Consider the following 26,974-nt stretch of genomic DNA (forward strand, 5'->3'; position numbering starts at 1 on the left):
TTATCCCTTTTTGAAAGTGCAAATATTTACTCAAAATAAAACAAGGATTTTAACTAAAGTTTGCAAGGAAATAGATATGCAAAATTATAATTTTTTGGTTTTTAAAAAATTTTTAATCATTTTTTGACTTTTTTTTGACTACAATAACAAGCATAACCTTTTTACATTAAATGGAGTCCATAACAATGAAGTATATTAAATTCTTTAAAGAGTTGAATAATAGAGATGTTCCCCTTGTAGGTGGCAAGAATGCAAGCATTGGTGAGATGTTTCAAGAGCTTGTCCCCGTTGGCATTAAAGTCCCAGATGGCTTTGCAATCACAAGTGATGCGTATTGGTATTTGCTTAAAAGTGGTGGCATTGAGGATAAGATAAAGGATCTTTTAAAAGATATTGATTATACAGAAATGGATGTATTGCGGAATCGTTGCAGTAAGATTAGAGAACTTATTTTTAGCACCCCATTACCCCAAGATTTAAAAGATGAGATTTTTCAAGCCTATGATATGTTAAGCCAAGAATACAATATGGCAGAAGCAGATGTTGCAGTCCGAAGTTCGGCTACTGCTGAAGATTTGCCAGATGCAAGTTTTGCAGGGCAGCAAGATACATATCTAAGCGTTAAAGGGAAAACAGATTTAGTCCATTATATTAAATCATGTTTTGCCTCACTCTTTACCCATCGTGCTACAAGCTATCGTGCGAGTAAGAATTTCGATCACTTTAAAGTTGCTTTAAGTGTTGGTGTGCAAAAAATGGTGCGTTCTGACAAGGGTGCAGCAGGTGTTATGTTTAGTATTGATACAGAGACGGGCTTTAAAGATGCAGTATTCATCACTTCATCATGGGGGCTTGGGGAGAATGTCGTTGGTGGGACCGTGAATCCAGATGAATTTTATGTATTTAAACCAACATTAAAAGATGGGAAGCGACCCATACTTAAACGCAAACTTGGCACAAAAGATGTAAAAATGGTATATGCCCCAGCAGGTAGCGAAAAGCCCACAATGAATGTAAAAACAACGCATCAGGAAATGGAGACATTTTCAATCACTGATGAAGATGTTTTAACACTTGCAAAATATGCTATAAGTATTGAAGAACATTATACAAAGGAAGCAGGTGAATATCGCCCTATGGATATGGAATGGGCAAAAGATGGACAAAGTGGCGAGATTTTCATCGTGCAAGCACGCCCAGAAACAGTGCAGAGTCAAAAGACAAAAAGTGGGGCAAAGATTGAAAAATTCCACTTTAAAAATCCAGATGAAGAACGCGAAATCGTTTTAAAAGGTATGGCGATTGGCACAAAGATTGGCAATGGTAAAGTAAGGATTATTAACAACATAGAACACATGAATACCTTTAAAGAAGGCGAGATTCTAGTAACTGATAATACCGACCCAGATTGGGAACCAGTCATGAAAAAGGCAGCAGCAGTTATTACAAATCGTGGCGGTAGGACTTGCCATGCAGCTATTGTTGCGCGTGAAATTGGTGTGCCTACAATCGTTGGCGCACATGGTGCAACAGAGAGGCTTTATACAGGTATGGAGGTAACTGCTTCATGTAGTGAGGGTGAAGAAGGACTTGTGTATGCAGGGATACACCCTTATGAAATAGAGACTATCTCACTCGATCAGCTTGGCAAAACAAAGACAAAGATTTATATGAATGTTGGCGATCCTGCTAAAGCATTTGGCTTTGCACAGATTCCAAATCATGGTGTTGGCTTAGCGCGTATGGAGCATATTATCTTACACCAGATTGTAGCACACCCTTTAGCCTTGCTAGATTTACAGAATGATAAACCTATACATAATCATGATGAGGTATCAAAACTCATACATGGCTATGATAATCCTAAGGACTTTTTTATTAAAAAAATTGCTGAAGGCATGGGTATGATCGCAGCAGCCTTTTATCCTAATCCAGTGATTGTCCGCACAAGTGATTTTAAAAGCAATGAATATCGCGGCATGATTTCAGGGGAGCATTACGAACCACAAGAAGAAAATCCAATGCTTGGCTATCGTGGTGCAAGCAGATATTACTCTGAACAATATCGCACCGCATTTGAATGGGAATGTCAAGCCTTAGCAATGGTGCGTGATGATATGGGACTTACAAATATGCGGATTATGATCCCATTCTTACGCACACCAGAAGAAGGCAAAAAAGTGCTTGAGATTATGCGAAGAAATGGCTTAGAATCTGGCAAAAACGGATTGGAAATCTATGTTATGTGTGAATTACCAGTAAATATCATTTTAGCTGATGACTTCTTAAGCATGTTTGATGGCTATTCTATCGGATCAAATGACTTAACACAGCTTACACTGGGTGTGGATAGAGATGGCGATTTAGTCAGTCATATATTTGATGAGAGAAATCCTGCTATGCTAGAAATGTTTAAACAAGCCATACAGGCATGTAAAAAGCATGGCAAATATTGTGGAATCTGCGGTCAAGCACCAAGCGATTATCCAGAAGTTGCCGAATTCTTAGTGCAGCAAGGCATTAGCTCCATTTCACTCAATCCAGATTCTGTTGTGAAAACTTGGGAACGCATAGAAAAGCTTGAAAAAACAATGCAAAAATAAAGGGATAATATATGGAAAAGCAAAAACCAAAAAGTTATTTACGAAAAATCTCTGATGCAGCGATTTTGGGTGGTATGAGTGCAGTGCTAGTCGCAGGATTACTTGGTTGTGATAGTGGTTCAAATAATGCCGACACAGCACAGCAGGTAAGCAAAAAGCAGGGCGTTACCGTTACCTTGCAAGAAGAAGCTGATGGTAGCTACAAGATTATTGATGAACAGCCAAGTAGTGATGGTGATACAACAATTATTGTAAGAGATACAGAGGGCAATAAGAGAATTTTAAGCAAAGAAGAAGTTGATACCCTTGTCGCTGAAGAAGCAAAAAAGATTGACAATGGCACAAGCACGCTCACAAGTGGTGATGGCGGTGGGCTTGGCATTGGCGGTGCTATCCTTGCGAGTGCGGCTGGTGCATTGATTGGAAGCTATATTGGTAATAAACTTTTTAATAATGCAAACTATAAAGCAAACGCACAAAGAGGATATAGCTCACCTTCAGCCTATCAAAGACCACAAACTAGCACCCCGCGAACTACTAGCCCAAGCAGCAATGCAACAGCCACAAAAGCAACACCACAAAACGCAAAAGGCGGCTTCTTTGGCGGCAATACAAATACTAATAAACCAACTGCAACTTCTTAGATTCTACGTTTTAGATTCTTAAGCATTTGTATTTTCCATGTTTTGGAGTATTGTAAGAATTGAGGCATAAGTAGTATTTGATCTTTGTAAAATATTTACTAGATTCTTTGGCATAGTTTTATGTGTGAGTGTGTGAGTGGCCGCATGATTTTGGTTAAATAATCATATGCAATGAAAGAAACAAGTCGAAAGTCTATTGAATAAGCTTCATAAATAAAGACACTGATTTATTTTTTTAGAATCTAAATATTTTCTTACAATCCCATATCCTACAAATAAGTCCTACCTCCGCGATATGCTTTTACCCAATAATTATTGTTGAGATTTGCTATTGTTACCTTTTTACCTTTTCCGGGGGCGTGGATAAATTGATTATTGCCAATGTAGATTCCCACATGATTGACTTGTTTCCCATTGTTTGTGAAAAATACTAAATCTCCCACCTTTAGATTACTTTTTGCTACAAACTTACCGCTACCATATTGCTCGATTGAAGTTCTAGGTAGCGTCAGCCCATTTAGCCTATACACCGCCCTAACCAATCCACTACAATCAAAACCGCTAGAAGTCGTCCCTCCCCATTTATACGGCACGCCTATATATTGATGTGCATCTTTTGCGATATTTTTTCTCACCTTATCATGTGTCTTTGGCTTATGCTGATTTATCGCATAGCTTTGGGGACTAATGATAAAAAAGTCATCAATAATAGACTTTTTTTTGTATGTATTTGCGATTTTTCTTGCAGTTTCAGAATCTTTATAATTGCCAAAGCGGACTTTATACATTCCCTTTTCTTTAAAAAAGAACGCATCAAGCCCTTGTTTATTAAGATAATCAGCAAGATTCCCAGCATTTTTTAACTCACTAAAACTTCCAACTTGTATGCTGTATGCCACATGTTTTACTTGCTCTTTTGCAAGTAGCAAAGCACACATAAAAGCCATTATTACACTTATAAAAGATATTTTTTTCATACTCTTCCTTAAATAAAATAAAAGATTATAGCCTAAAGCCCTAAATAAAATACTACTCATAACGCAAGGCTTCAATAGGATCAAGCTTTGAAGCCCTTTTTGCTGGTAAATATCCAAAAATCACACCAATAATCGCAGAAAATAAAAACGCACCAAATGCCACCCACATATCAAACACAAAAGGTATATCCATCTTTATTGCTACACCCCATGAGATAAAAAAGGCTAGAATGATTCCAATGCTACCGCCAAGTGCGCTGACTACAACAGATTCTATAAGAAATTGCAACAACACATCTCTCTCTAATGCCCCAATAGCAAGGCGAGTGCCAATCTCTTTTGTCCGCTCTGTTACTGACACAAGCATAATATTCATAATCCCAATGCCCCCTACAATTAAGCTAATGCCCGCAGCAGAACTCAAAAATATAGATAAAATACGCATTGTAGCCGTCATATTCTCTTCAAATTGCTTTGTATCCATAATATCAAAGGTATCAATCTGCCCCTGTTTAATATTTCTATGCTCTCTTAATATATGCCTAATCTCATCGCTAAGACTGCTAGAATCTATATTATCTTTCATCGAAACCATGATTCTATCGATATTATAATTACTTGTAGCACCCGATATATCACGCAAATAAGTCTTAAAAGGCAGCGCGATAAAATCATCTTGATCGTTGCCAAAACCACCTTGCCCTTTTGCCTTAAATACACCAACTACTTCACAAATGCTTTTACCAATACGCACCTTTTCCCCAAGCGGATTAGAATCTTTAAATAAAGCAAGATGCACACTCTGCCCCAAAATACACACATTAGAGCTAGAATCTTCAGTATTAAAAAGGCGACCAAGCCCTATTTGCCAATCCGCTACTTCAAAATAGCTATTTGTTACACCGCTAATTGTAGTCCTAGTATTTAAGCCTTTATATTGTGCGATAGCACTCGTGCTTGCAATGGGTGCGATACTTTTTATCGATGAAGCCAGTCTAGATTCTAGAATCTCAACTTCTTTGTGCGTAAATTTCTTACTAAGAGAGCCACCACCTGTGTTAAGCCTAAAAGCTGGGTGAATAACAAGCAAGTTGCTACCCATACTTGCAATTTGCATTTGCACCTTTTTTGTCGTGCCATTCCCTAAAGAAATCATAACAATCACAGAACCAACGCCAATAATAATCCCTAGCATTGTCAAAAATGCCCTTAAATAATTGCGTGAAATCTGCCGAAAAGCAAGCAATATCGCATTCCAAATCATACATACCTCATATTTTTTAATCCTATATTTCAAGTTTAATTATAGGATATTTATGGAAATTTTGTGGCACATGAGCATTAGCAAACATGGCTTATCACTGCATCGTGTTTATTTTTAATATAAGCACCCTTCAAATGTAAAAACTACAACAATAATTACACGAACTTTTTACTTAAGGAAATTATCTTGCTTTGAAATTCAACATGAAATCCATACCCAGATTAAAATATAAGAAAAATTCATTGTGATACAAAAATAATGTCAATTTTAATCCCTCGTGCATATGTATATTTACAAACATAAAGTAGAATGCCAAAAAATTTAAGGATTTTAAGTGGCTTATCATTTTTTACTTCAACAAGTTAAAGCTATGTGTGAAAATGTAGAGATTATATCGTTTGATATTTTTGATACATTGCTTTTGCGTCCATATATACGACCCACAGATTTATTTCTCCATTTAGAATATCTTTATAATAGACCAAACTTTACTGTGGCTAGAATATGTGCAGAGGCGTATGCACGCGATACATTAGCTATTACCCCCCCCCCCCATTGTCATGATGTAGAGCAGACTGGACACAACGAAATTACTTTTGATTCAATTTATGAAAACATAGAATCTAAATTTTACGATTTAAAAGATAAAGAGTTAGAGCTAGAATTACAAACATTGCAACCAAATCCTGAAATGCTGGAGGTTTGGCAGTATGTTAAATCTTTAGATATGCAAATTATTGTAACAAGCGACATGTATCTACCAAAACAATTTATTGCAAAGCTGTTACATAAAAATGGCTTCATAGATTATACACATCTCTATGTGTCAAGCGATATTGGATATACAAAAACAAGTGGCTTACTTTATGATTATATTAAACGCGATTTATCCATGCAGCCATCCAAGATTCTACACATAGGCGACAATTATCATTCGGACATAATTCAAGCACAAAAACATGGTTTCCAAACTCTCTTCTATCAAAAGATAATGGAGAGATATTTACATGAGGATAAGCGATCTAGTCTCTTATATACACATTTTCCAAAAGATTTAGGTGCTTCGATTTTATTAGGACTAAAGGCGTTGCATTGGCAGAAAAAATGCCTTAATCTCATACAAGAAAATTATTGGGAAAATATAGGATATGAATATGCAGGGGTAATAGGGTATGCCTATATGCAGTTTGTTGCAATGAAAGCAAAGCAACATGATATAAAACACATCCTTTTTATCGCTAGAGATGGCTATACGCTACAAAAAATATTTGACATAATGCAAACAGATATACAAACAAAATATGTATATGCCCCACGATTTTTTAACCTAATCTATACTTTGCAACATAAAAATGATGAAAATAAAGCCTTGGCTATTCTCAATTTTCTCGCAAATAAATATAAGGATATTCAAAATCTCAAGCAGCAAAATGTCCATAGTAGTGCGTTGGAGATTCTAAAAAACAATCAGCAAATCTTTGAAAATGCAGCACAAGAAGAGTTTGGGCTTTATGCAAACTATTTACAAAAGATATTAGAGACTATGAGTATAGATTCTAAAAACTTAAACACAAAGATTACCATCGGTATGGTTGATACAGCAACAATCGAGTTTTCAGCACAGAATCTATTGCAACAAACCCTTAAAACTCTATATGGCAACAAAGAAAATACACCGAATATATACGCAAACTACTGGCTATATTGGGGATATGAACATATACGAAATAAACTACCACCGCATTCATTCTTTAGCGCACAACAATATCTATCAAGCTATCATCCACAAAAGTGGGATTTTGTAGAGTTTCTTTTAACAAGCCCAGAGCTACCCATAAAAGGCATAGATTCTAACTATCAACCAATCTATGATGACAAACCAAACAAACATGAGTTAAAAAGACAGAGTGTATATCCCTATATTTCTGAACATGCAGTTTTGTTTGCACAAGATATTCGCAATATATTCGGCAATACAAATGTGTATTTTTCTGCACAACTTGTAACGGCGTATCTTGATTATTTCTATGAAAATCCAACGAGTGAAGATATTGAAAATATGGATTCTATCTATCATTGTTGTGATAATACGCATGACAACTACACGCCGCTTTTTACACAAAAAATAAAGCTTAAAGATTTTCTCACATCATATAAAAAGACAAAAAAGCAATTGTTGCAAACAGATTGGATAACAAAGAAACAATCCATCATGCTTACCGCATTTGATCTTATTAATGTAAAAATGCGTGGGATAAAGAATATTGAGCTTCATATTTTACCCCGTTTTCCACCCTGTTTCAATACTTCTATACAACTCATTGGATACAGCACTATAAAATTTAGCATTGGGAGAACTTCACATGAATAATAACATATTTGATTATTCTTGGTATTACAGCCATTGGCACTCAGATACAGCAGAATCAAGACAAAATGATATAGACTATGCAAGCTGGCTTTTTCAAACGCAAGGTATCTACCCCCCCCCCCCATAGGATTGGATTCAAATATACTTGAGATTGGTTGTGGCATGGGGAGATTTTTATTGCATTTAAAAGAGCGGGGTTATAAAAATCTCACTGGCATTGATATTGATAAAAGTCAATATGAAATCGCGAAAAGGGAAGGATTAAATGTTTTCTTAAGCGATGCTACCACTTTTTTAACCAACAATACATCATCATATCATGCAGTTTATGCATTTGATGTATTAGAACATATTAATAAAGAAAAGCAACTTGAGTTATTACAACTTATTTTTAAGCAGCTTCATGACAATGGTATGCTTGTCATACAAGTGCCAAATGCACTCGCACCTACTGCTACATATTTTCGCTACAATGATTTTACACATACAATAAGCTATACAGAACATTCACTAGGCTTTCTCTTACATAACGCTGGATTTCATGACTTTTGCATACAACCTACACATAATGAAAGTCTCGAAACACAAGCTCTGAAATTACCATGGGCAAAATTATATAGACATGAGTTTGGGCTAGAAAATCTCATATTAACACCAAATCTCACTGCGATTGTTTTTAAAAATAAAAAATCATATCAAAGCTGGAAAGAACACGCCCCAATAATAAAAAACCTATATGAAGATAATAATACTAAAGACAATACATCAAAACTAAAACATTATATAAAAAGAGAATGGAAAAAGTTCTATAAAAGAAAAGGGTGATAAAAGTAAAGCAAGAGCAAGAAATTATATTAGTGCAACTAAAAGCTCTGCATCAATACATGAGCTTTATATGTCAAATATTTCATGAAATAAAACGATTTTATACACAAATACACAAAATCACATTTAACACCCTGATCACAAAGACTTGCAAAAAGTCCAAAACGCCCTGTTACATTTTCCCTGCGATATGAAAAATAAGATTCATCACAGCAAGAGCAGTTTGGATAAATTTCTACTTGCGATAAGGAAATATCAAAAGATTCTATCTCATCGCATAAAAGTCCTATCATATCAAATTTATAGGAATTATTCTCACATATCACATATTTTTCCCCAAACTCTTGTATTAATTTTAATGCTAGATTTTTATCAATCTTATAGCAACATTTGCGGATTGATGCACCAATAAATATACAAATATCCTGTGTCTTTACCCCATAATCACGCATAAAAAGCATAAGTGCATGTGTGAGAATCTTAGAGCACACACCAAGCCTACCTGCATGCAAGACTGCAAATACATTCTGTGATTTTGCATAGACTAAAATCGGATTGTAATCTGCTACCATACTCATAAGCGCAACGCGTGGGTTATCACAGATTAGTTCATCACCATCACCTATGAGAATTTCATCGCATTGGTTTAGTAGCAAAGTGTTTTCATGTTTTTTTTGTAGTTTCATTAAGGCTATGCCGACTAGATTCTAAAAAACCTATAAATACTTTTTAATATCCAAAATCCCCTTTAACATAACCCCCCCCCCTATATTATCTTTTTTCATCAAAGGCACTCATCTCTGTATCACTTGCTACCTCTGCGTTTGCCTGTGTGTTTTGTGCGGTATTCATCACTAGCTTACATTTTGAAAAGGTAGGCTGCATGACTTTTACCTGCATAACCCTTGTATTTATTGCTCCATTATTTGCATATAAGACTTTATTACTCATTGCAGAGCCATTATTTGTAGCCATATTATTCATATTTTGATTTATACCTGCAAGATAGCCATTTAACTCTTGGTGCTGATTTGCCATACCTGCCATTTGCACGAAATCATTTTTAGGATTATGCTGTATGACAATCTCTAGCAATTTATCATCATTAATATAGTTTTTTAGCTCATTATAGCTACTTGGATCTTCTTTGGTAAATTTGACTTTGACTTCGCCATTTTCTACAATCGTTACCCAATACAGCGGCTGATTCCCCTCCGCAAAAGTAAAGTAGATTCTCTTATCCGTGCGATTATCAGTAATGCTTCCAGCAGAAATAAGTGTGTAGTATTTATTGAGTTCAAAATCTCCGGGTTTGCCACTGCCACCGTTGCTAGATTCAGCTTTGATACTGCTATCTAGTTTTACTTCAATGCGTGTGCCATCACCCAAAGTAAGATTTTTCCCTGTGTTTTGCACCACTCCATTTGAACCCATAGTGTTGCCCTCTAGCTTCAAAGCGTGGAATCTATCATCATTTGTCCCCGCTTGTGCGGCTAGTTGTGCGGGATCAGATTCTGAATATGCTTGATTTGTAGGGTTTGTAGCATTTTCGCTTGTAATATCTCTTGAGTTCGCACTATTACTTGCCATATTTGATATAGGCTTACTATTTGTGATAGGTTTGCCCACATTCTCTAAAGTCAAGCTTTGCGAGATAGAGAGATTTGCATTGATAGGGGAAGTTATATGATTTGTCTTTGCCATATCGTGCTTTAAGATTCCAAAGTGGATTCTAGAAGTATCATCAGTTGTTAAGCTCGTATTGCCATTATTCGTGTTTGTATCAAAGCCTTGGCGGTTCATATCCCAAACATTCACATAGACATTGCTACCATTTTTTGCGTCAATATCAAAGTTCTTTTGCTGACTTTGTGTGCTGCTTTGCTTTGTTAAAGATTTTCATTTACTTTTTCTAAATCAAGGGCAATATATACATTACTGCCCTTATCTGCTTTTAGCTTTTTAATCTCTAGCTTTGAGCCTATCTCTGTTTGAATCTTAGTTTCGCCACCTTTATCAATTTTCAAAGCATTGCTATTTTCTGTCTTAAAAGTTGAGTTATCAGCTATATAGAGATTATGTTTTATTCCCTCTGTGCCTTTAAGCGTTACATTTGCAGAATCTTGTAGCCATACATTTTCGCCGTAGAATCTATCATTACCAAGTGTTCCGCCCTTAAATACAAAATTTGTAACGTTAAATTGCGTTTTGTCTTTTATGTCAAATGTTATGCTATTTAAACTATCCGCAATGATTGTGCCAACATTAAGGGCGGTATTATCCCCATCAAGTTTAATGCTGTTAAAAGTATCCTTAAGCGTTAAGATTCCACCCTCTGCGATATTGAGACTAGCACCACCTTTTAGATCTACATTAGCGGTAATATTACTAAGATTAGAATCTATTTTAGAGCCATCACTTGCTGTGATTGCCCCTTTATATTGTGAAGCTTGTAAAGCTTTGCCAAAAGCTTCAGAATCTTTTGTGAGAGATTCTTTAGCGTGGGCAGTCAGCGTGATATGGCTTTTTCCTTTGGCGTCAATATTAAACTCTTGTTCTTTACCGCCTAATTCAAAGTTTAATGCCACGCTTGAAGAATTAGATTCTAACTTCTTGCCACTACCCAAAAAGCTAGAATCTTTATCTACATTGACATTGAGTTGTAAATTTGTCGCTTTGAGATTAGATTCTATCTTGCCTCCAGTTGTTAGCACGATATTGCTAATCTCACCATTCATAGATTCATCAGCAAAGCAATCTACACCGCTTTTAGAATCTCCACTGCATTTTGTCTCTAGTCCATAAGCTTTTGTGCCGTTTAGATCAATGCCTTGCGTGGTTTTTAAAGTCGCTTCATGTATAACTTCTTTTCTCTCGCCCTCTACTCTACCTCTTGTCCAAGCCCCTGTTGTTTCTTTGAATCCATTGACAATGATTAGGGTGTTATCTTGGCTTTGTGAAGTGATTTTGTCGCTTACTTCAAGCTTTGAGTTTTTACCCTCTACTAAGATAGAGTTTTTAAGGCTAGATTTCTGTATATCTTTTGTTGTAGTCGTGCCATTTTTCGTATCTTTTAGTGTGATAGATTTTAGGCTTAGGCTAGATTCATTCATTACGCCGACATTGCCGGTGATTGCTGTGCTTGTGCCTGTGATTTTTTGAGTTATCTTTTACGAAAATATCATAGTTTTGCGGTTTAGTAAATCCCATAGAATCTAAACTGCTTAAATCAAATGTAGAGCTTCAAAGCCTAGAGATTCTGTAACGCTTAGTTTGCCATTGCCGTTTGTTCCGCCATTGTTTCCAGTAATAATATTATTGTCGTTGCCATTCCCTTTTAAGCCTTTAAAGATAAGATTCTTAACTTCAGCGGTGCTGTTTTGATCTATTGTTAGAATCGCACCGCTTGTATGTGTTTCCCTATCAAGTGTTAAAAAGTCGGCTTTTAAACTCGCATTATTTTTTAAAGTAAGCTTGGCGTTAAGTCATAAATGCTTGAGTTGATTTTCGTGCCGTCCGCTTCAATACTGCCTTTAAAGTGGATTGTTTGATTTGCGATTTTCTGCGTTTCTTCTTTTAGTTTTTGGCTCTCTACTTGCTGTTGATACTCAAAGCCATTGCCTGTGGTGTTCTCCCCGTCCTTCTTATCAATATAATGCTCTATATCCCCGCCAAAGTTAATCGCCGAGCCAGAATCTGCCTTGATTTTACCCTCCAAAGTCGCCTCACGCCCTATGTCAAGCCGAGAGCTTTGCAAATCAATCGTGCCGATTTTAAACACTCTATGATCCCAGTCGGGCTGCTCTAATGTGCTAGGGCGACTTAGATCCATCCAGTCGGGCAAGGTAACACCTTCCGAGTTCTTAACGAGATCTAGAAGACTCTTTTTTTGATTACCGACAGTTACCAGTTCGTCTCTAATGTAGGCGTGAGTTGTGGGATGTCCTTGCAAAACGACTTTACCATCTGTTGCTTCTAAACCTTTGACATTGACATTACCATCAAAGATTAGTGCAGCCTTGTCTTTATCATCAATATTCTTGCTATCATCACCTTTGTAAATCAAGCCAATATTGTTATTTTCACTTGAATTATCTTTTTTAGAATCTGTGCTTTGTCCAAAACTCGCGTGGATAATGGTATCAGCCTTGTCTTGCGTTTTGTTTTTACTCTCATCATAGCCCTTACCTTCAATCACCATATAGCTTGTATCTGTTTTATCGGTATTAATGATATTTGCACGAGAATCATTGCTTGATATGGTATTAAGCGTTAAGCTATTGCCCTTTAAGTCCAAATTCCCACCGCCATTGCCAAAGTAGATTCCCAAACTATCCTTATTCTCTTGTGCTAGTATAAAATGATGTTTAAATCTAGAATCTAGCTGTGAATTATCTTTCACCGCTCCAAAGGCTTGTGCTTTGCCCTTTACTAACTCTAAAGTCCCACGCCCACTTGTGAGATATACACCATTGAGAGCTCGAGTAGCAGTATCAAAAATGACTTTCCCCTCACCTACGCGTAAATAGCCGTATTTACCATCAGTCACGGAGTTTGGGCTATATTCAGTCTTTATGACTAGTGTGCCTTTACCGACTTTATGTAAGGCGTCATTTACGCCCGTTTTATCTTTAATAAATCCCAGCCCCACTCTACCTTTACCTTTTCGTCAATATCAAGCCCCGCACCATCAAAGCCAAATATACCGCCATTGGCTTGACTATTGCTGTTAGCACTGCCGCTTGTAACTTTATATATGGTTTCGCCTTGCCCCTCTTTTGCTTTAAATACAAAGCCGCCGATATTTCCGCTATCTGCCAGTCGTATATTTTCCTTTGCTGTAAGATTCCCACCACAACTAAAGACTATGTCTTTATCGTTTTGTTTGCCCGTCCATCGTCCATTTTGAAAGCCATTGCTTTCATAAGTCCATGAATTCCCCCCTAAATCCAAAGCCTGTTCATGTTCCTTTTTAAACTTCTCAAAATCTGCTTTAGTCGCTATCGCCACACCAGCATATCCAGCACCCAATAAGTCCGCTGATGAAGTGACGCCAAAAACTTGCCATTTTTTCTCTTTTTGATTATAAATATAAAATGCTGAACCACTATCACCGGGGGTTATGCCGTTATACCATGTTAAATCCGTGCGTTGTGCTGCTTTAAGTCCCCAAGCACCCGTTACCTTTGATTGTGCGTAAATAATCTCATCAAATTTTATTGCTCCAAAGCTCCCTCCACGAAGTCCTGTGCCACCGAAAATACCAGCCTTATCAAAGCCTTCTCCATCTTGGTGAGCACCATCTCTAAGGCTTAAACGCCCTTGTCCTGCTTGAAAAATATAATATGTGCCATCGCTATTTTGATAATCTTCTAATGCTTTTTTAAGGTTTCTAGATTCTTTTTTTCTTGTTCAGGTGATAGCTTATTGCCTCCACTTGTTTCTGGCAGTTTAGCATCAACAACTCAGTTTCACCCTCTACAATATACTTATTAAAACGCAAGAATTTTACATCAAGCCCATTATTGCTATATTCCTTAGGTCTACCATAGTAGCTATTTCCCCATTTGAGTTGTCCCTCTCCATTTAGTGTATTTGGATCAGTTATTTGTTTCACATGTGTAGCCGTGATGGCAAAATTCCGCCCTAGTGCAGTAGAATTTCCATTATTACTGCGTGCGGATTGATCGATTATGGGTGATTGGAAATCAACGGACACACCCGGTGCTTTACTTGAGTGTAGGATCACATTTTGTGCCCCTGCGCTGAATACGCCTTTATTTTGTCCAAAATCCAAAAAATCACGATAGAAAAAATGCTCATTGCGAATATCTTGTGCTTTTAGACTAGTCATCACGCCTAAATAACCAGCAAGGGCTACTGCGATCCACTTTTTCTTCTGCAACATGTGTGTCCTTTTGGTATGATTTTGGTTAAATAAATATGAAAATTATGCGATAATAGCATGTTTTGTGCCATGTTTGTTTAACAAAAAAAAAAAAACGATTTTATGCAGAATCATGCCCTACTTTACGATAAAACTTTGTGTTAATGGTTGTTATTTTATTTTGAGATTTTAGGACGAAAAGTTTTGAAATTTAGTCAAGCAAAAATTTTTCGCCATGCCAAATATGACAAAACAGACTCTTTTGTTAGTTGCTTTAAAAGGTAGCGAAGATCTAAGTTTCTAGATTTCAAAGTAAAAGATTAACATACTTTGCATAGCATAAAACTTTTTATGTTTAAGTTTAATAGAGTAAGGTATATTACCAATTATTTTGATTATACTAATACGAAAGGAATAGCATGCTTGGTTTTAATGACTTATTGAATCTATTTAGCACAGACATAGATTGGAATACATATAAAGCCGCAGTGTTTCGCTACTCACATGGTTTTTGCTATTTTCATGCGATAGAGAGATTGCCAAAGATAGACGCACAAAAGCTAATAGGCGTGAGAGAAAATTATGAGTTATTAGAAAATAATACAAGAAATTTCTGTGAAAATAGCCCTGCTGCAAATGCACTTTTATGGGGTGCAAGGGGCTGTGGTAAAAGCTCTATTGTAAAAGCGGTATGCTATGAATACGCAAATAAATATCCAAATCTTCGTGTGCTTGAGATTGAGAGTAAAGATATTGCGATTTTGCCGCTTTTATTTGATTGTATGCGTTTGCTTAGAGAATATAAATTCATTGTATTTTGCGATGACTTGACTTTTAATGCAAATACTTCCACATATCATGGGTTAAAAAGCACACTTGATGGTTCTATGGAGCAACAAGCAGAAAATATACTCATATATGCTACTTCAAATCTGCGGCATTTAATGCCAGAAAAGGCGGATTTAAACATGCTGCATACACAAGATTCTATACATGAAGTTCTTGCTTTAAGCGATAGATTCCCATTGCAGATTGGCTTTTATGACAATGGGCAAAAAGAGTATTTAGAGATATTAGAGCATTTAATAAGGCAGGACAATCAAGCCCTATCAAAAGAGACACTCGCATATATCATGCACGAAATCAAGCAAGATTCTCTAAACTTTGCTACAAAAATTGGCAATAGAAATCCACGCACAGCAAAAAGCTACTATGCCCTAAATCATGCTAGAATCCTAAATCTCATAAAGACTAAGAATAGCTAATAAGATAAAGGGAAGGTATGCAAAAAGATTTTTTTACAAGTCAAAATAGTAAGCTTTTCTGCAACACAGGATTACATTTTGTGCTAACAAATCGCTATCATGGCGTAAGTAACGCCCCATATAATAATCTCAATCTCGCCTATCATGTCGGTGATAACTTAGAATCTGTAAAGAAAAATCAAGCATATATCATGCAAAAATACTATGAAAATAAAACACTTTTATATCTTAATCAAATCCATTCTAATACCATTTTTACTATACGAGAAAATAAAAGTGTTTTAGATTCTACACCTTTATGGGTGGGTGCAGGGTTTGGGGTGCATTTTAACAAGAAATTAGATTCTGTAACAAAATATCATGTTGAGCAAAGCAAGGTATCTAATATAGAATCTAAAAAAAAAAGATATTTCGTGCTTACGCACTCAATATGACAATTTATAGTTTTTAGATTCTAAAGTTGTTTATTATTGTGAGACATGACACTGATTTGTTTGGAATGATGGTAAAAACATCAGATGTTTTTCTTTACGCTATCAAGCTTTGAAGTTCCATTCAGGCCGGAGTTAAATTTTTGAAGCTGTATTCCATAGATGCTGTTGCAGAGGCTTGGTAGTCGGTTGCAACCTTAATTATTACATTATTATAACACCAATTATTGACACAAGGGGTTAAGGCATATTTATTTGCAACAAGCAATATTTTAATATATTAGTTTTATATAAATCCCTTGCCGCAGCGACCAACATTTTGCAGAGAAAAGTTTAGAGATTCGCTATATAATTCATCATGAATAAAAACTTTTTGTGCTTGTAAAATCAAAGTGGAACAAGTTTGGCTAAACTGCAAAATATCCTTAAAATCACAGAAAAATGCGACCTTCACACCATCAACACATGGAGGATAGTTTTTTGCAATCTCTATCATTGGAATCTTGTAGGTTGATGCCTCACTTATATTATAAGGCAATTCTGTGCTTGTTTGCTGCATAGATTCTAAAAAGTCTGGTTGCACCGTGCATATTGTCGCCTTTTTTGTGAGTTTTGCATTCAGCAAAGTATCTTTCATATCGTCATTACTCTTATTCATAATACTAATGCCAAATATCATAGGTGTAGCACAAAGTGGTGCAAAAAAGCTAAATGGTGCAAGGTTTATTATATCGGCGTTACTCTTTGTGCTTATCCATGCAATGGGTCGTGGTGTGATAGAATTGCTTAGAATCTTATAGTTTGCAAGGGGTGTTGAGGTGGAAATATCAAGCAACATTATAATCCTTATATGGCGAGTTTATGATAAGTAGATTATGAGATAATTCCGCACAAGTGTAGCAAAAAACTAGCTATTTTTCAACTCTTCTTTGAGATAGAAATATAGCTAGTTAGTAAAGAATCTTTACAGGCAAGTTTGGTTTAGAATCTTATGTTGTAAAATTTAGACTAACAGATTCTAATGCGCAACAGCTTCACTTATGCCAATACCAGTTTGAGCTCTAAAGTCTTGTGCTTTAAAGCCTTGCTTATCAATGATTGACCTCTCGCTAGAATCTAACTTAGAGATAATAATGATTGATAAAAATGCGATAGGCATACTAAAGATAGCAGGGTGCTTATATGGGAAAATTGCCTCTTCAAAATGCAAGACATCAACCCATACGCTAGGGCTAAATAGCACGAGTAATAACACTGATAAAAGCCCGATTAAACCACCATAAAGCACACCATTTGTTGTGAGATTTTTCCAATAAATGCAAAGCAAGATAATAGGAAAATTCACACTTGCAGCAATAGCAAACGCAAGTCCAACTGTAAAGGCTACATTTTGCCCTTGAAACACAATCCCAAGCAATATAGCCAATACGCCAAGTCCAATAGTCGAAGCTTTTGTAACGCGCATTTCAAGCTTTGGATCGCATTTACCATCTTTTATAACATTTACAAATAAGTCATGGCTAATCGCACTTGCCCCAGAGATAGCAAGTCCTGCTACAACTGCTAGAATCGTAGCAAATGCCACCGCTGAAATGAAGCCATAAAGCACATTTCCACCTAGCACTTTAGACAATGCGACAGCCTCCATGTTTGGTGCAACACTGAATTTACCATCGACGATAAACTCTGGATTCCCTATCAATAAGGCAATAGCCCCAAACCCAATGATAAAGGTGAGTATATAAAAATAGCCTATAAGTCCGGTAGCAAAGAAGACTGACTTTCTTGCTTCTTTCGCGTCTTTAACCGTGAAAAACCGCATAAGAATATGTGGTAATCCGGCAGTCCCAAACATTAATGCTAAACCAAGAGAGATAGCAGATACTGGATCGGGCAGAAATGTCCCGGGCGACATTATGGCTTCACCTTTTGCATGATTTTGTATTGCCATTTCAAAATAATGCTGCAAGTTAAAGCCAGTAAGATACAAAACCATAATAGCCATAAAACTTGCACCACCAAGTAACAAACATGCTTTAATGATTTGCACCCATGTTGTAGCGTGCATTCCCCCAAAGGTAACATAGCATATCATTAAGATTCCAACTAATATTACAGCTGTGCTATAAGGCAGACCAAAAAGCACTTGTATAAGCCCACCAGCCCCTACCATTTGAGCGATTAAGTAGAATACGATAACGCTTAAAGCAGAGATTGCAGAGATTGTTCTCACTTTTTTAGATTCCAAACGATAGGCGATAATATCTGCGAAAGTGTATTTACCAAGATTTCTAAACTTTTCAGCGATTAAAAATAACACAATAGGCCAACCAACTAAGAATCCAATAGAATAAATCAATCCATCAAAGCCATTCACAAACACAAGTCCAACAATACCTAAAAAGCTTGCTGCACTCATATAATCACCAGCGATTGCAATGCCATTTTGCATACCGGTGATATTACCACCAGCAGTATAAAAAGATTGTGCTGATTGTGATTTTTTGCTTGAATAATAAGTAATGCCAAGCGTTGCTATTACAAACGCTATAAACATGCTTATAGCAATGTAGTTTATTGGGGCTTTTTCTACATTGCCCACATCAATACCTGCTGCTAAACATTGCATAAACAAACCATAGCTAAATATGATTCCAAATAAAATGCCTTTTTTTCTCATAACTTTCTCCTTATTAAAAGCTGCTTTGCTTTATATAGCTAGATTCTGTGTGTCTTTCATCGCTTTTATTGCGATTAGATTCTGTATTGGAACTTAGAATCTAAGATTTATAGAATCTAGTTTTTGTTTCTTGCTTTGTGCTTTTATCATATTTAGATAGGCGAAATATCTTTATTAAATTCTTAAGTTTTTAAATATTTCACTGCATTCAACATAACAATTACTAGAATCTAGATTTCTGTCATTTTGAGTGCGTAAGCACGAAAAATCTCTTTTAGATTCTATGCTAGATATTTCGCTACGCTCAATATGACAATTTGTTATAGAATCTAAACCCTTGTAAAATGCACCTTAACCCTGCACCCACCCATAAAGGCGAGAATCTAGAATCTATCTTGCAATTAATCTCTAGATACTAGAATCTAAAGCACAAAATCTAAACTCCATAACACAACTATTTCTCATTTTGCATTTCTTTAACCAAACCTACACGATCCATCTCTTCTAGCACCTCAGCTTGCTCTTTATCAAAATATTTATTCGCAAATAGCGTATAAACCCCTGTGCTTACAATCGATAGCACAATAATAAACACACCTAAAATAATGCCTAAACTAATCGCACTAGGACCTAACCTATATCCAAGAATTTCTGGGAAAAATCCAACACTAGCAATAAATGCGTAATAACAAACAAGAATAATCAAAGAAAGATAGAGCGAAAACTTATTGCGAAATGACACAAATTTATAGAATCTCGCTCCCACTTCCTCTTTTGAAGCGACTGCCTTACCCATGCTAACTCCTTATATCACAGAATATTTACTTTCACAACTAGATATGTAAGTAAATGTATTTATAATGTAACATAAAAAGCAAAAAAAATTACAAAAATAATTGCTACATTACTTTTTTTATAATAAACACGGAATTATATTTTGCAATAAAAGGATTCTGCGATGCCCTAAATCATAAAATTATGTTACTTTTTAACACATAATATTGCAAAGAACTATCTAAAAACAGCTATTTTTTTGCAAAAAACAAGAGATATGGGAGACATAGCTAAAAATGTAACTTTTTTACAATGTTAAAAGATTTTTTGCGTTTGTGTATCACATATAAACTTAAAGTTATAAACAAGTGTTAATAAAGATAAAATAAGTGAAATATGACTTTATACTAAAATCTAGAATAAATAAAGCATTTAAAGATTCTATAACAATCATATAGAATCTTTTGAGAGAAAATATGAGTTAATAAGATATTGTGTCTAATATCCTACATAACTTCATTTAAAGCAAGTGTTTAAAAAGTTAGCCTTACTTATGCTTATGCGGCATTGCATGTGGCATACCGCCATTACCACCGATATGTCCTATCTTGCCATGAGAATCAATATTATATGCTTGACCAAAGCCTTTTACAAAGCGACCTTCTTTAAAAGAGATTTTTACTAAATGAAAATCTTGCATAGCACGAACTTGGGCTACACCACCACCTTTTCCTACTCGAGATTCAAAGCTATCATACACTTTGTCAAATAGGCTATCTCTAGGCATAAACTCTACGCTTACATCATAAGTCAAACGCTTTCTTGCTAAAATGCTTTTTGTTTTACTCTCATCTTCTATAAACATAACTTGGACTGCATTAGGATTTGTGCGTAAATTTTGACAATGTGCTGCGACTTCACTCACATATAAATAATACTCTCCATCATATCTTAGTAGCGGCGAGTAGCTAATATGCGGTTTATTATCCTTTGATAGTGAAGTGAGTAAAATCGTATTAAACTCTTCTTTAAAAGATTCTATCTCATCAGCAACCTGATCGTCTTTTTTGCTGATTGCCATGCAAAGTTTGATGATAGCATCTTTATAGTCTTTCTCTTCAGTTTTCGCAGGAAATGGTGCAAAGACTTCTTTGCCATCTGCTTGTATTTTCATGCCATCTTCATTCACCCCGCTTAGTGTTGCCACCTTTACCTCAAAGCCACCATAAAGCTTTACTAAGCCCTGCAACTCCGCTGAATGATGATTATTCATATGCTCTATAATACTTGTAACACTCATGTAAATCTCCTAAAATTTAAAATATTTACATAGTAACACAAGAATAAATAAAAATAATAAATATTTTTATTTTGTATTGCATAAAAAATCTATAGCTGTGTAATGTTGCATATTAGCTCAACAGATTCTAAGATTTTGCTATATTTTATGGTGTTATGCTTTACAAATTTAGCATTAAATGCTAGAATGTCAGCTTTTATTTTATCAAAAAGGACATTTATGTTAGAAGGCAAACTTAGAGATAGTATTGGCAAAACAAATGCGAAAGCATTGAAGCGAGATGGTTATCTAGTTGCTAATATCTATGGTAAAGGCAAGGAAAATATACATTGTGCGTTTAAGCGAAACGACTTTATTAAGTATATGCGCGCAAAACAAACACTTATTTTTCCTGTTAAAATCGATGGAAATGTATATGATGTTGTTGTGCAAGAATATCAAAAAGACCCAGTAACAAGTGATATTTTACATGTGGATATGATGTTTGCAACAAAGGGTTGTGTGGCAAAATATAAAGTGCCAGTGAAAGTTACAGGCTCACCTATTGGCTTGAAAAATAAAGGTGTGCTTGTATTCTCACGAAAAAGAGTAGCGGTAAAATGTGATGCGGCGGTTTTACCAAATGATTATACACTTGATGTAGGCAGTCTTGATGTTGGACATGCGATCCTTGTGCGTGATTTACCAGAGATTGCTGGTGTTAGCGTGATTGAGAAGCCATCAGTTGCTATTGTTGGTGTAATTAAAGCTAAGTAATAGAATCTTATCTAATATACGTTCTTACCTTACATATAGTAAGGCCCTCTCTTTACTATTGTAGTTTGCATTTATGTGATTACAACCTGTAAGCAAGTGCAAGCACAGCTATATCTCTTTTTAACTTGTTTGTTAGTCATCGCTTTAGAATCTAAAACGCAATCTTGTATGTCTTTATAATATTAAGATTTGACAAAGTTTGTGTATAATCTCTAGTATTTTTAAAACAAGATCCAATATGCAAGGTTTTAGCATGATAAAAAACATTGTAATGTTATTTTTTCTTATTCTAGGAGCACAAATAATGCAGGCAAACACACTTTCTCATCTCACAATCAATAATATCAAGATTCCAGTCATTAGCGAACAATCAAGTGTTATACCAACCGGACATGTAGAAGTGATTTTCATTGGTGGTGGAAATATGTTTAATCCACCAAAAAAGCCTTTAGCAAGAGTAGCAAGTGCTGTGTTAAATCGTGGCACAAAAACGCTTGGCAATGTGAAATTTGCGGAACTGCTTGAAAGCAAGGCTCTTGATTTAGACATTGGTGTAGGTCAAGCAACTTTGACTTTTACGCTTGATTTTTTAAAAGAATATGAAGACTTTGCCTATACACAATTAGAAAGTCTTATAAAAGATCCAAACTTAACAAAAAGCACATTACAAGATGTGCAAACAAAGCTTCACGCAGCCCTTATGAGTAAAAGTAGTGATTTTGACTATCAGGCTACTTTGTTGCTTCAAAAAGGTATTTTTGCAAAGACGCCTTTAGCCTATCCAGCCCTTGGTAACACAACACAAGAAATAGATTCTGTAAGTCTAAGCGATATTAGAAACTACCTTGATAAAACGCTCACACTTGAAAATATGGTGATTGTTATCGGTGGTGATTTAGACATAAAAAATAGCCTTGCAAAACTTCAAAAAGTGTTCTCACATTTACCGCAAGGAAAAAAGGTTAGCATACCGCAATATAAAATTAAAACTATCGCTATGAAAACCGCCAAAAAAGACACACAACAAGCCTATATTTACTTCGCAAGCCCTCTAAATATCCAAAGCATAAAAGATGATGGTTATAAGGCACAAGTCGCTGGATTTATACTGGGAAGTTCTGGCTTTGGCAGTCGTTTAATGGAAGAAATCAGGGTAAAAAGAGGACTTGCATATTCTGCTTACATGCGTCCAAACATTACGCGAACTAGCACTTATTTTGCAGGTTATATGCAAACAGCACTTGATAAACAAGATGAAGCGATTGCTCTAACACAGCAAATCCTAAAAGATTTTGTCGCAAAAGGGGTTACCCAAAAAGAGTTAGATTCTGCAAAGCAGTTTATACTCGGCAATAAACCATTGCAGGAAGAAACGCTAGGGCAGAGACTAAATGCAAAATTTATGAATTATTATAATGGTTTGCCCCTAGATTATAGAGAAGAATTTTTACAGAAAATTGCTTCGCTTGATTTAGAGACTCTGAATGAATTTATCCGCACACATGCAGAGATTGCAAATCTAAGCTTTGCCGTGATTACAAAATAGGATAAAATTACTCTGTTGTGAATAGTAGAATTCTTACCCAATCCATAGGTAATTTATATGCATTGTAGAGTGTGTATGGGGTTTATTAATGCCACTTTTATTTGGATAGAATCCTTGCAAGGTTACGTATCTGTCGTTACGCCGTTTTGCGTGATTTATAGAAACCAGATAGATTTCATGTATTTACAATAAGATTAAATCATTAAAAATACCAAAATCATAAAACAATAAACTGAAGTTAGGCAATACATTAAATACTAATTTTACCTGATTATATTAAAAGCATAATATTGTGTATATTTTACACAACACATAAAATCTAAAATTACAAAATGCGATGATATGAGATTGTGCTACAAACGATTATGGATTTTCCTAGCTAGACTCTAAAAATTCATATCGCATTTTATTCTCAAAATTTCTTTAGAAACCAATGAAATTAAAATTAAATTTTAAATAAAATTTATAAGTAAAATAAAGGAGTTTTAATTCAAAATAAACTAAGATACAAGCAAGTTTAAACTAAGATATTTCTCTCGCCTTTGCTGTTTGGTGGGGAGAGAAAGCCCTCTTTTTCTAGTGCTTCTACAAGTGATGCGGATTTATTATAACCAATGCCTAGCTTTCTTTGTAGATAGCTAATAGAGGTTTTATTATCTTGCATCATAACTTCTTTTGCCTTATCTAGCAAACTGCCATCACCGCTAAATTTATCACCAGAAACTGCCCCGGGCTTTGTCTCACTAAGGAAGCTTTCATCATATTGTGGCTCTCTTTGTGCCTTGATAAAATCTACGATATGCTCTACTTCTTGCTCACTCACCCATGGGGCATGGATACGCATTAGCCCATTTGTGGTTGTGAAAAGTCCATCGCCATTGCCTAGCAAGTCTTCAGCACCCATTTCATCTAATATCACTTTAGAATCAATGCGACTACCGACACGATAGCTAATGCGTGAGGGAAGATTTGCCTTAATGTGTCCAGTGATGACATTTACGCTACTTCTTTGCGTAGCAATGATTAAGTGCATACCAGCTGCCCTTCCCATCTGTGCGATTCTTGCGATAAAGGCTTCTGCTTCCTTGCCACCTGTAATCATTAGGTCTGCTAACTCATCGATTATGATTACAAAATTTGGCATTTTAATACTTACTTTTTCATTGTATGAAGCAATATTTTTGACTTTAATCTGTGAGAATAGCTCGTAGCGTTTATCCATTTCAATCGTTGCGACTTGCAGGGCTTTTATGGCTTTATTTGGGGCATTTATGATAGGTGTGATTAGGTGTGGCAAATCTTCATAAGGAGCAAACTCTACTTGTTTTGGGTCAATCATCATAAGCTTTAGATTATCTGGGTCATTGCGATATAAAAGTGAAAGGATAATCGCATTTACCCCGACTGACTTACCGCTACCTGTGGTCCCTGCGACAAGTAAATGGGGTAGTTTTGCTAGATTTGCTACAATTGGCGTGCCGCTAATGTCCTTGCCTAAAGCAATGGTTAGTGGGTCTTTAGAATCTAAAAAGGCTTGTGAGTGCAAAATCTCTCGCAGATAAATCGTCTCTACCTTGCTATTTGGGATTTGGATACCGATGACATCTTTGCCGGGTATTGGGGCTTGGATTCTAATGCTTTTTGCTTTTAGAATCCTTGCTAAATCGTTTTTGTGGCTTAGGATTTTTGAGACTTTTACATGGGTTTCTGGGCGAAACTCAAAGGTCGTTACAACCGGTCCTGTAAGCGTGGCGATAATATCACCGCGAATTTTGTGTGCGTTAAAGATTTGCAGCATTTTATCAATTTTAGAATCTAGCTCAATATCTTGTATGCTATCTTGGGCGATTGGCTCTTGGAGTAGCTTTAGCGGTGGGAGTATGAAAGGTGGCAGATTTGTGCTTTGTGCGAGATGTGCTATATTTGTATCATGATTTGCGATGAGAATGCTATTTTCCTGTCTTGCCTCTTCTTTTTTCTGTGCGATTTGCCTTATAATCATATCTTCTCTATTTTCATTATCGCTTGATTTTGTGATTTGTGTTGTTTTAGATTCTATATGTGGCGATGAATCTTTGATTGTAAAAGAATGCGTTAAGTCTTTTGTTTGTGTAGATATATTGTTCTGTATTATGTCTTTATGTGTGATTGTGCGACTTGTTTGCGTATCATCATAGAGTTTTATTTTTATTGGTTGTGTGGTGGGGTTTGTATGTGTAGATTCTATATTATTTGATTGTGCTAGATTGTGTTGTGTTGTGTTGTTTTCTATTTCGTTAGATTGTGTGTTATTTGGTTGTGCTAGATTAGATTCTGTGTTATGAAATTGTTGGTTATTAGATTCTATTGTGCCAGATTCTACATTTGGCTTTATTGTGCTTGTTTGTGTATGTGCTGTGCTATCAAAGATATAATTCATAGGTTGTGCTTGAGAGTGCGTTGGTATGCCTGTGAAGTAATTTGTCGGGTTTGTGTGTGTTGGAAAATGTGAATGTGTCATTTGTGGTGTGTATGTATTGATTGTAATGTTTTGTTGTGCTGGTGTTATTTCCTGTGTGATGTTGCTGCCTGTGTGATGTTGCTCTAAATCCTGCATGGTGCTTTGTTGTAAATAATCTTTATTTTTTAGCTCTTTTGTGAGATTAGAATCTGTAAGGCTAGATTCTATATTTTCTACATGTTCTGTATTCTCTTGTGTAATCTCTTTTATCTCAAAATCCTGTGTATGCTGTGTTTGGATATTAGATTCTATTTGAGTAGTTTCTATTAATATGGAATCTTGTGGGATAGATTCTGCCTGTTTAGATTCTATGCTAGAGTTTGTCTTAAGCGAATCTATGGAATCTGTATGGCTAGATTCTATTTGATTAAGGTTTGATACATTGGATTCTGTTGGTATAGAATCTATGTGAATAGTGTCTGATTTGTTGGAGTTTAGCATATTAGATTCTGTTGATATAGAATCAGTCTGTTTAGAATCTATTTGGCTAGATTGCGAGAGGCTTTGTGCGTGTGCTTCAAGCGACTCTAATGGCTCAATAAAAATTTCTTTTATCTCTTCTCTTATATCATCTTGTAAAGTATGATTAGATTCTGTAGAATCTGGTGAATGCGTGGATTCTTGCGGGATAGATTCTATAATTATAGAATCCTGTGAGTTGTTGATACTAGAATCTTTGCTTATAGAATCTTGTATATTAAAATCCCCACGAAATTCGTCTCTAAAATCATTTATAGAATCTTCGCTAATATACTGAATAGAGTCTTCATTGGAATCTAGCAATGGCGGGATTATTATCGTGGTGGTTTCTGTATAGTCTATATTGTTTTGGGTAGATTCTAAAGGTGTTATAAAAGGGCTATCTTGTAGATTATTTGTTTCTGGTATATCTTGTTGTAAAACTAGCTTACTTGGTTGTGAATCTAATGTGTTTTGTTGTAAAGTCTGTGTATTTAAATCATATTGCTGTGAAGTGTAATCTATATGTTGCGACTCTAAAGTCTGTGCTACATTGAGATGAGATTCTGTAATTTGTGTTTGATTAAGATTTGTAATCTCTTGTGTAGTTTGGTTAAAGCCTGTGCTATTAGGCTGACTTAGCGTTGTTGTGCTTTCATTAATACTAGGATTTGTAGTTTTGTATTCTTTCT

The 26,974-nt window shown here is 35.7% G+C and carries 21 protein-coding genes and 2 pseudogenes; 9 read left to right on the forward strand and 14 right to left on the reverse strand.

The genetic code is table 11. The features are described from left to right. The first annotated feature begins 185 nt into the window (after window positions 1–185). Both ppsA and C6H08_RS01560 read left to right on the forward strand, forming a co-directional pair. Window positions 186–2,603 (forward strand): pyruvate, water dikinase, encoded by a 2,418-nt coding sequence (ppsA, locus tag C6H08_RS01555; RefSeq protein ID WP_104686076.1) that lies wholly within the window; start codon window positions 186–188, stop codon window positions 2,601–2,603. 11 nt (window positions 2,604–2,614) lie between these two features. After that, window positions 2,615–3,247, forward strand: a complete 633-nt coding sequence (locus C6H08_RS01560; protein ID WP_034565238.1) for a UPF0323 family lipoprotein — start codon at window positions 2,615–2,617, stop codon at window positions 3,245–3,247. A gap of 269 nt (window positions 3,248–3,516) precedes the next feature. Here C6H08_RS01560 and C6H08_RS01565 read toward each other — a convergent pair whose 3' ends face one another. Continuing rightward, entirely contained in the window at window positions 3,517–4,224 is a 708-nt protein-coding gene (locus tag C6H08_RS01565) for an NlpC/P60 family protein (RefSeq protein WP_034565242.1), read from the reverse strand. Window positions 4,225–4,276: 52 nt separating this feature from the next. Next, window positions 4,277–5,488 carry an ABC transporter permease gene (locus tag C6H08_RS01570; protein WP_034580113.1) on the reverse strand — a complete coding sequence of 404 codons (1,212 nt, stop codon included), beginning with the start codon at window positions 5,486–5,488 and terminating at the stop codon, window positions 4,277–4,279. Window positions 5,489–5,822: 334 nt separating this feature from the next. On the opposite strand from C6H08_RS01570, the gene C6H08_RS01575 reads away from it, so the two are divergent. The 3 genes from C6H08_RS01575 to C6H08_RS01580 are packed head-to-tail and all read left to right on the forward strand — an operon-like array spanning window position 5,823 to window position 8,684. Further along, window positions 5,823–7,859, forward strand: a complete 2,037-nt coding sequence (locus C6H08_RS01575) for an HAD family hydrolase (RefSeq protein ID WP_104686077.1) — start codon at window positions 5,823–5,825, stop codon at window positions 7,857–7,859. Then, window positions 7,852–7,986: a hypothetical protein gene (locus C6H08_RS12235; RefSeq protein WP_267892852.1), complete on the forward strand. Its 135-nt coding sequence runs from the start codon at window positions 7,852–7,854 to the stop codon at window positions 7,984–7,986. Before C6H08_RS01575 ends, C6H08_RS12235 begins: the two co-directional genes overlap by 8 nt. Before the next feature lie 2 nt (window positions 7,987–7,988). Next, window positions 7,989–8,684: a class I SAM-dependent methyltransferase gene (locus tag C6H08_RS01580; protein ID WP_104686078.1), complete on the forward strand. Its 696-nt coding sequence runs from the start codon at window positions 7,989–7,991 to the stop codon at window positions 8,682–8,684. 38 nt (window positions 8,685–8,722) lie between these two features. Here C6H08_RS01580 and C6H08_RS01585 read toward each other — a convergent pair whose 3' ends face one another. The 7 genes and pseudogenes from C6H08_RS01585 to C6H08_RS01610 all read right to left on the reverse strand — a co-directional run bounded on the left by C6H08_RS01585 (window position 8,723) and on the right by C6H08_RS01610 (window position 14,592). Beyond that, a complete protein-coding gene (locus tag C6H08_RS01585; protein WP_233708429.1) occupies window positions 8,723–9,370 on the reverse strand; it encodes a polyphenol oxidase family protein in 648 nt (215 codons plus the stop codon). Between the two features lie 85 nt (window positions 9,371–9,455). Beyond that, window positions 9,456–10,502 carry a hypothetical protein gene (locus tag C6H08_RS01590; RefSeq protein WP_138196146.1) on the reverse strand — a complete coding sequence of 349 codons (1,047 nt, stop codon included), beginning with the start codon at window positions 10,500–10,502 and terminating at the stop codon, window positions 9,456–9,458. A gap of 71 nt (window positions 10,503–10,573) precedes the next feature. After that, on the reverse strand, window positions 10,574–11,797 hold the full coding sequence (locus C6H08_RS01595) for a hypothetical protein (protein WP_034579421.1): 1,224 nt from the start codon (window positions 11,795–11,797) through the stop codon (window positions 10,574–10,576). Between the two features lie 350 nt (window positions 11,798–12,147). Next, complete coding sequence (locus C6H08_RS01600; protein WP_034579418.1) at window positions 12,148–13,335, reverse strand: S6 family peptidase; 1,188 nt, start codon at window positions 13,333–13,335, stop codon at window positions 12,148–12,150. Further along, window positions 13,299–13,715 carry a hypothetical protein gene (locus C6H08_RS01605; RefSeq protein WP_034579415.1) on the reverse strand — a complete coding sequence of 139 codons (417 nt, stop codon included), beginning with the start codon at window positions 13,713–13,715 and terminating at the stop codon, window positions 13,299–13,301. Before C6H08_RS01605 ends, C6H08_RS01600 begins: the two co-directional genes overlap by 37 nt. Window positions 13,716–13,733: 18 nt before the next feature. Continuing rightward, window positions 13,734–14,024, reverse strand: a pseudogene (locus C6H08_RS12620) (hypothetical protein); the annotation flags it as partial. Between the two features lie 52 nt (window positions 14,025–14,076). After that, on the reverse strand, window positions 14,077–14,592 hold the full coding sequence (locus C6H08_RS01610; RefSeq protein WP_104686079.1) for a S6 family peptidase: 516 nt from the start codon (window positions 14,590–14,592) through the stop codon (window positions 14,077–14,079). Between the two features lie 398 nt (window positions 14,593–14,990). On the opposite strand from C6H08_RS01610, the gene C6H08_RS01615 reads away from it, so the two are divergent. Next, window positions 14,991–15,836 carry a DUF815 domain-containing protein gene (locus C6H08_RS01615; protein WP_034579409.1) on the forward strand — a complete coding sequence of 282 codons (846 nt, stop codon included), beginning with the start codon at window positions 14,991–14,993 and terminating at the stop codon, window positions 15,834–15,836. 17 nt (window positions 15,837–15,853) lie between these two features. Further along, window positions 15,854–16,270: a laccase domain-containing protein gene (locus C6H08_RS01620; protein ID WP_233708430.1), complete on the forward strand. Its 417-nt coding sequence runs from the start codon at window positions 15,854–15,856 to the stop codon at window positions 16,268–16,270. 283 nt (window positions 16,271–16,553) lie between these two features. Here C6H08_RS01620 and C6H08_RS01625 read toward each other — a convergent pair whose 3' ends face one another. The 4 genes from C6H08_RS01625 to C6H08_RS01640 form a co-directional block, all read right to left on the reverse strand. Further along, on the reverse strand, window positions 16,554–17,105 hold the full coding sequence (locus C6H08_RS01625; RefSeq protein ID WP_034579406.1) for a flavin reductase family protein: 552 nt from the start codon (window positions 17,103–17,105) through the stop codon (window positions 16,554–16,556). Window positions 17,106–17,285: 180 nt separating this feature from the next. After that, window positions 17,286–18,896, reverse strand: coding sequence for a cation acetate symporter (locus C6H08_RS01630; RefSeq protein WP_104686083.1), 1,611 nt, complete (start codon window positions 18,894–18,896; stop codon window positions 17,286–17,288). Window positions 18,897–19,401: 505 nt separating this feature from the next. Continuing rightward, window positions 19,402–19,743 carry a DUF485 domain-containing protein gene (locus C6H08_RS01635; RefSeq protein ID WP_034579401.1) on the reverse strand — a complete coding sequence of 114 codons (342 nt, stop codon included), beginning with the start codon at window positions 19,741–19,743 and terminating at the stop codon, window positions 19,402–19,404. Window positions 19,744–20,268: 525 nt separating this feature from the next. Next, window positions 20,269–21,021, reverse strand: a complete 753-nt coding sequence (locus C6H08_RS01640) for a HugZ family heme oxygenase (protein ID WP_034579398.1) — start codon at window positions 21,019–21,021, stop codon at window positions 20,269–20,271. A 219-nt stretch (window positions 21,022–21,240) separates the two neighbouring features. Here C6H08_RS01640 and C6H08_RS01645 point away from each other — a divergent pair, with 219 nt between their 5' ends. Together C6H08_RS01645 and C6H08_RS01650 are read left to right on the forward strand one after the other, a co-directional pair. After that, window positions 21,241–21,777, forward strand: a complete 537-nt coding sequence (locus C6H08_RS01645) for a 50S ribosomal protein L25/general stress protein Ctc (protein WP_034565940.1) — start codon at window positions 21,241–21,243, stop codon at window positions 21,775–21,777. A gap of 253 nt (window positions 21,778–22,030) precedes the next feature. Continuing rightward, window positions 22,031–23,323, forward strand: coding sequence for a M16 family metallopeptidase (locus C6H08_RS01650; protein WP_034579396.1), 1,293 nt, complete (start codon window positions 22,031–22,033; stop codon window positions 23,321–23,323). Window positions 23,324–23,840: 517 nt separating this feature from the next. Here C6H08_RS01650 and C6H08_RS12625 read toward each other — a convergent pair. Continuing rightward, a pseudogene (locus C6H08_RS12625) lies at window positions 23,841–25,202 on the reverse strand (DNA translocase FtsK); the annotation flags it as partial. Window positions 25,203–26,974: the final 1,772 nt, after the last annotated feature.

It is taken from the genome of Helicobacter bilis (assembly GCF_900198365.1).
Classification (GTDB): Bacteria; Campylobacterota; Campylobacteria; order Campylobacterales; family Helicobacteraceae; genus Helicobacter_A; species Helicobacter_A bilis_B.

Bases quoted from the DNA above. Each gene is read 5' to 3' on its own strand.
- C6H08_RS01560 (WP_034565238.1), top strand. From the start codon at position 2,615: ATGGAAAAGCAAAAACCAAAAAGTTATTTACGAAAAATCTCTGATGCA.
- ppsA (WP_104686076.1), top strand. From the start codon at position 186: ATGAAGTATATTAAATTCTTTAAAGAGTTGAATAATAGAGATGTTCCC.
- C6H08_RS01565 (WP_034565242.1), bottom strand. From the start codon at position 4,224: ATGAAAAAAATATCTTTTATAAGTGTAATAATGGCTTTTATGTGTGCT.
- C6H08_RS01570 (WP_034580113.1), bottom strand. From the start codon at position 5,488: ATGATTTGGAATGCGATATTGCTTGCTTTTCGGCAGATTTCACGCAAT.
- C6H08_RS01585 (WP_233708429.1), bottom strand. From the start codon at position 9,370: ATGAAACTACAAAAAAAACATGAAAACACTTTGCTACTAAACCAATGC.
- C6H08_RS01595 (WP_034579421.1), bottom strand. From the start codon at position 11,797: ATGAATGAATCTAGCCTAAGCCTAAAATCTATCACACTAAAAGATACG.
- C6H08_RS01630 (WP_104686083.1), bottom strand. From the start codon at position 18,896: ATGCAATGTTTAGCAGCAGGTATTGATGTGGGCAATGTAGAAAAAGCC.
- C6H08_RS01615 (WP_034579409.1), top strand. From the start codon at position 14,991: ATGCTTGGTTTTAATGACTTATTGAATCTATTTAGCACAGACATAGAT.
- C6H08_RS01645 (WP_034565940.1), top strand. From the start codon at position 21,241: ATGTTAGAAGGCAAACTTAGAGATAGTATTGGCAAAACAAATGCGAAA.
- C6H08_RS12235 (WP_267892852.1), top strand. From the start codon at position 7,852: ATGAATAATAACATATTTGATTATTCTTGGTATTACAGCCATTGGCAC.
- C6H08_RS01610 (WP_104686079.1), bottom strand. From the start codon at position 14,592: ATGTTGCAGAAGAAAAAGTGGATCGCAGTAGCCCTTGCTGGTTATTTA.
- C6H08_RS01640 (WP_034579398.1), bottom strand. From the start codon at position 21,021: ATGAGTGTTACAAGTATTATAGAGCATATGAATAATCATCATTCAGCG.
- C6H08_RS01635 (WP_034579401.1), bottom strand. From the start codon at position 19,743: ATGGGTAAGGCAGTCGCTTCAAAAGAGGAAGTGGGAGCGAGATTCTAT.
- C6H08_RS01620 (WP_233708430.1), top strand. From the start codon at position 15,854: ATGCAAAAAGATTTTTTTACAAGTCAAAATAGTAAGCTTTTCTGCAAC.
- C6H08_RS01625 (WP_034579406.1), bottom strand. From the start codon at position 17,105: ATGTTGCTTGATATTTCCACCTCAACACCCCTTGCAAACTATAAGATT.
- C6H08_RS01650 (WP_034579396.1), top strand. From the start codon at position 22,031: ATGATAAAAAACATTGTAATGTTATTTTTTCTTATTCTAGGAGCACAA.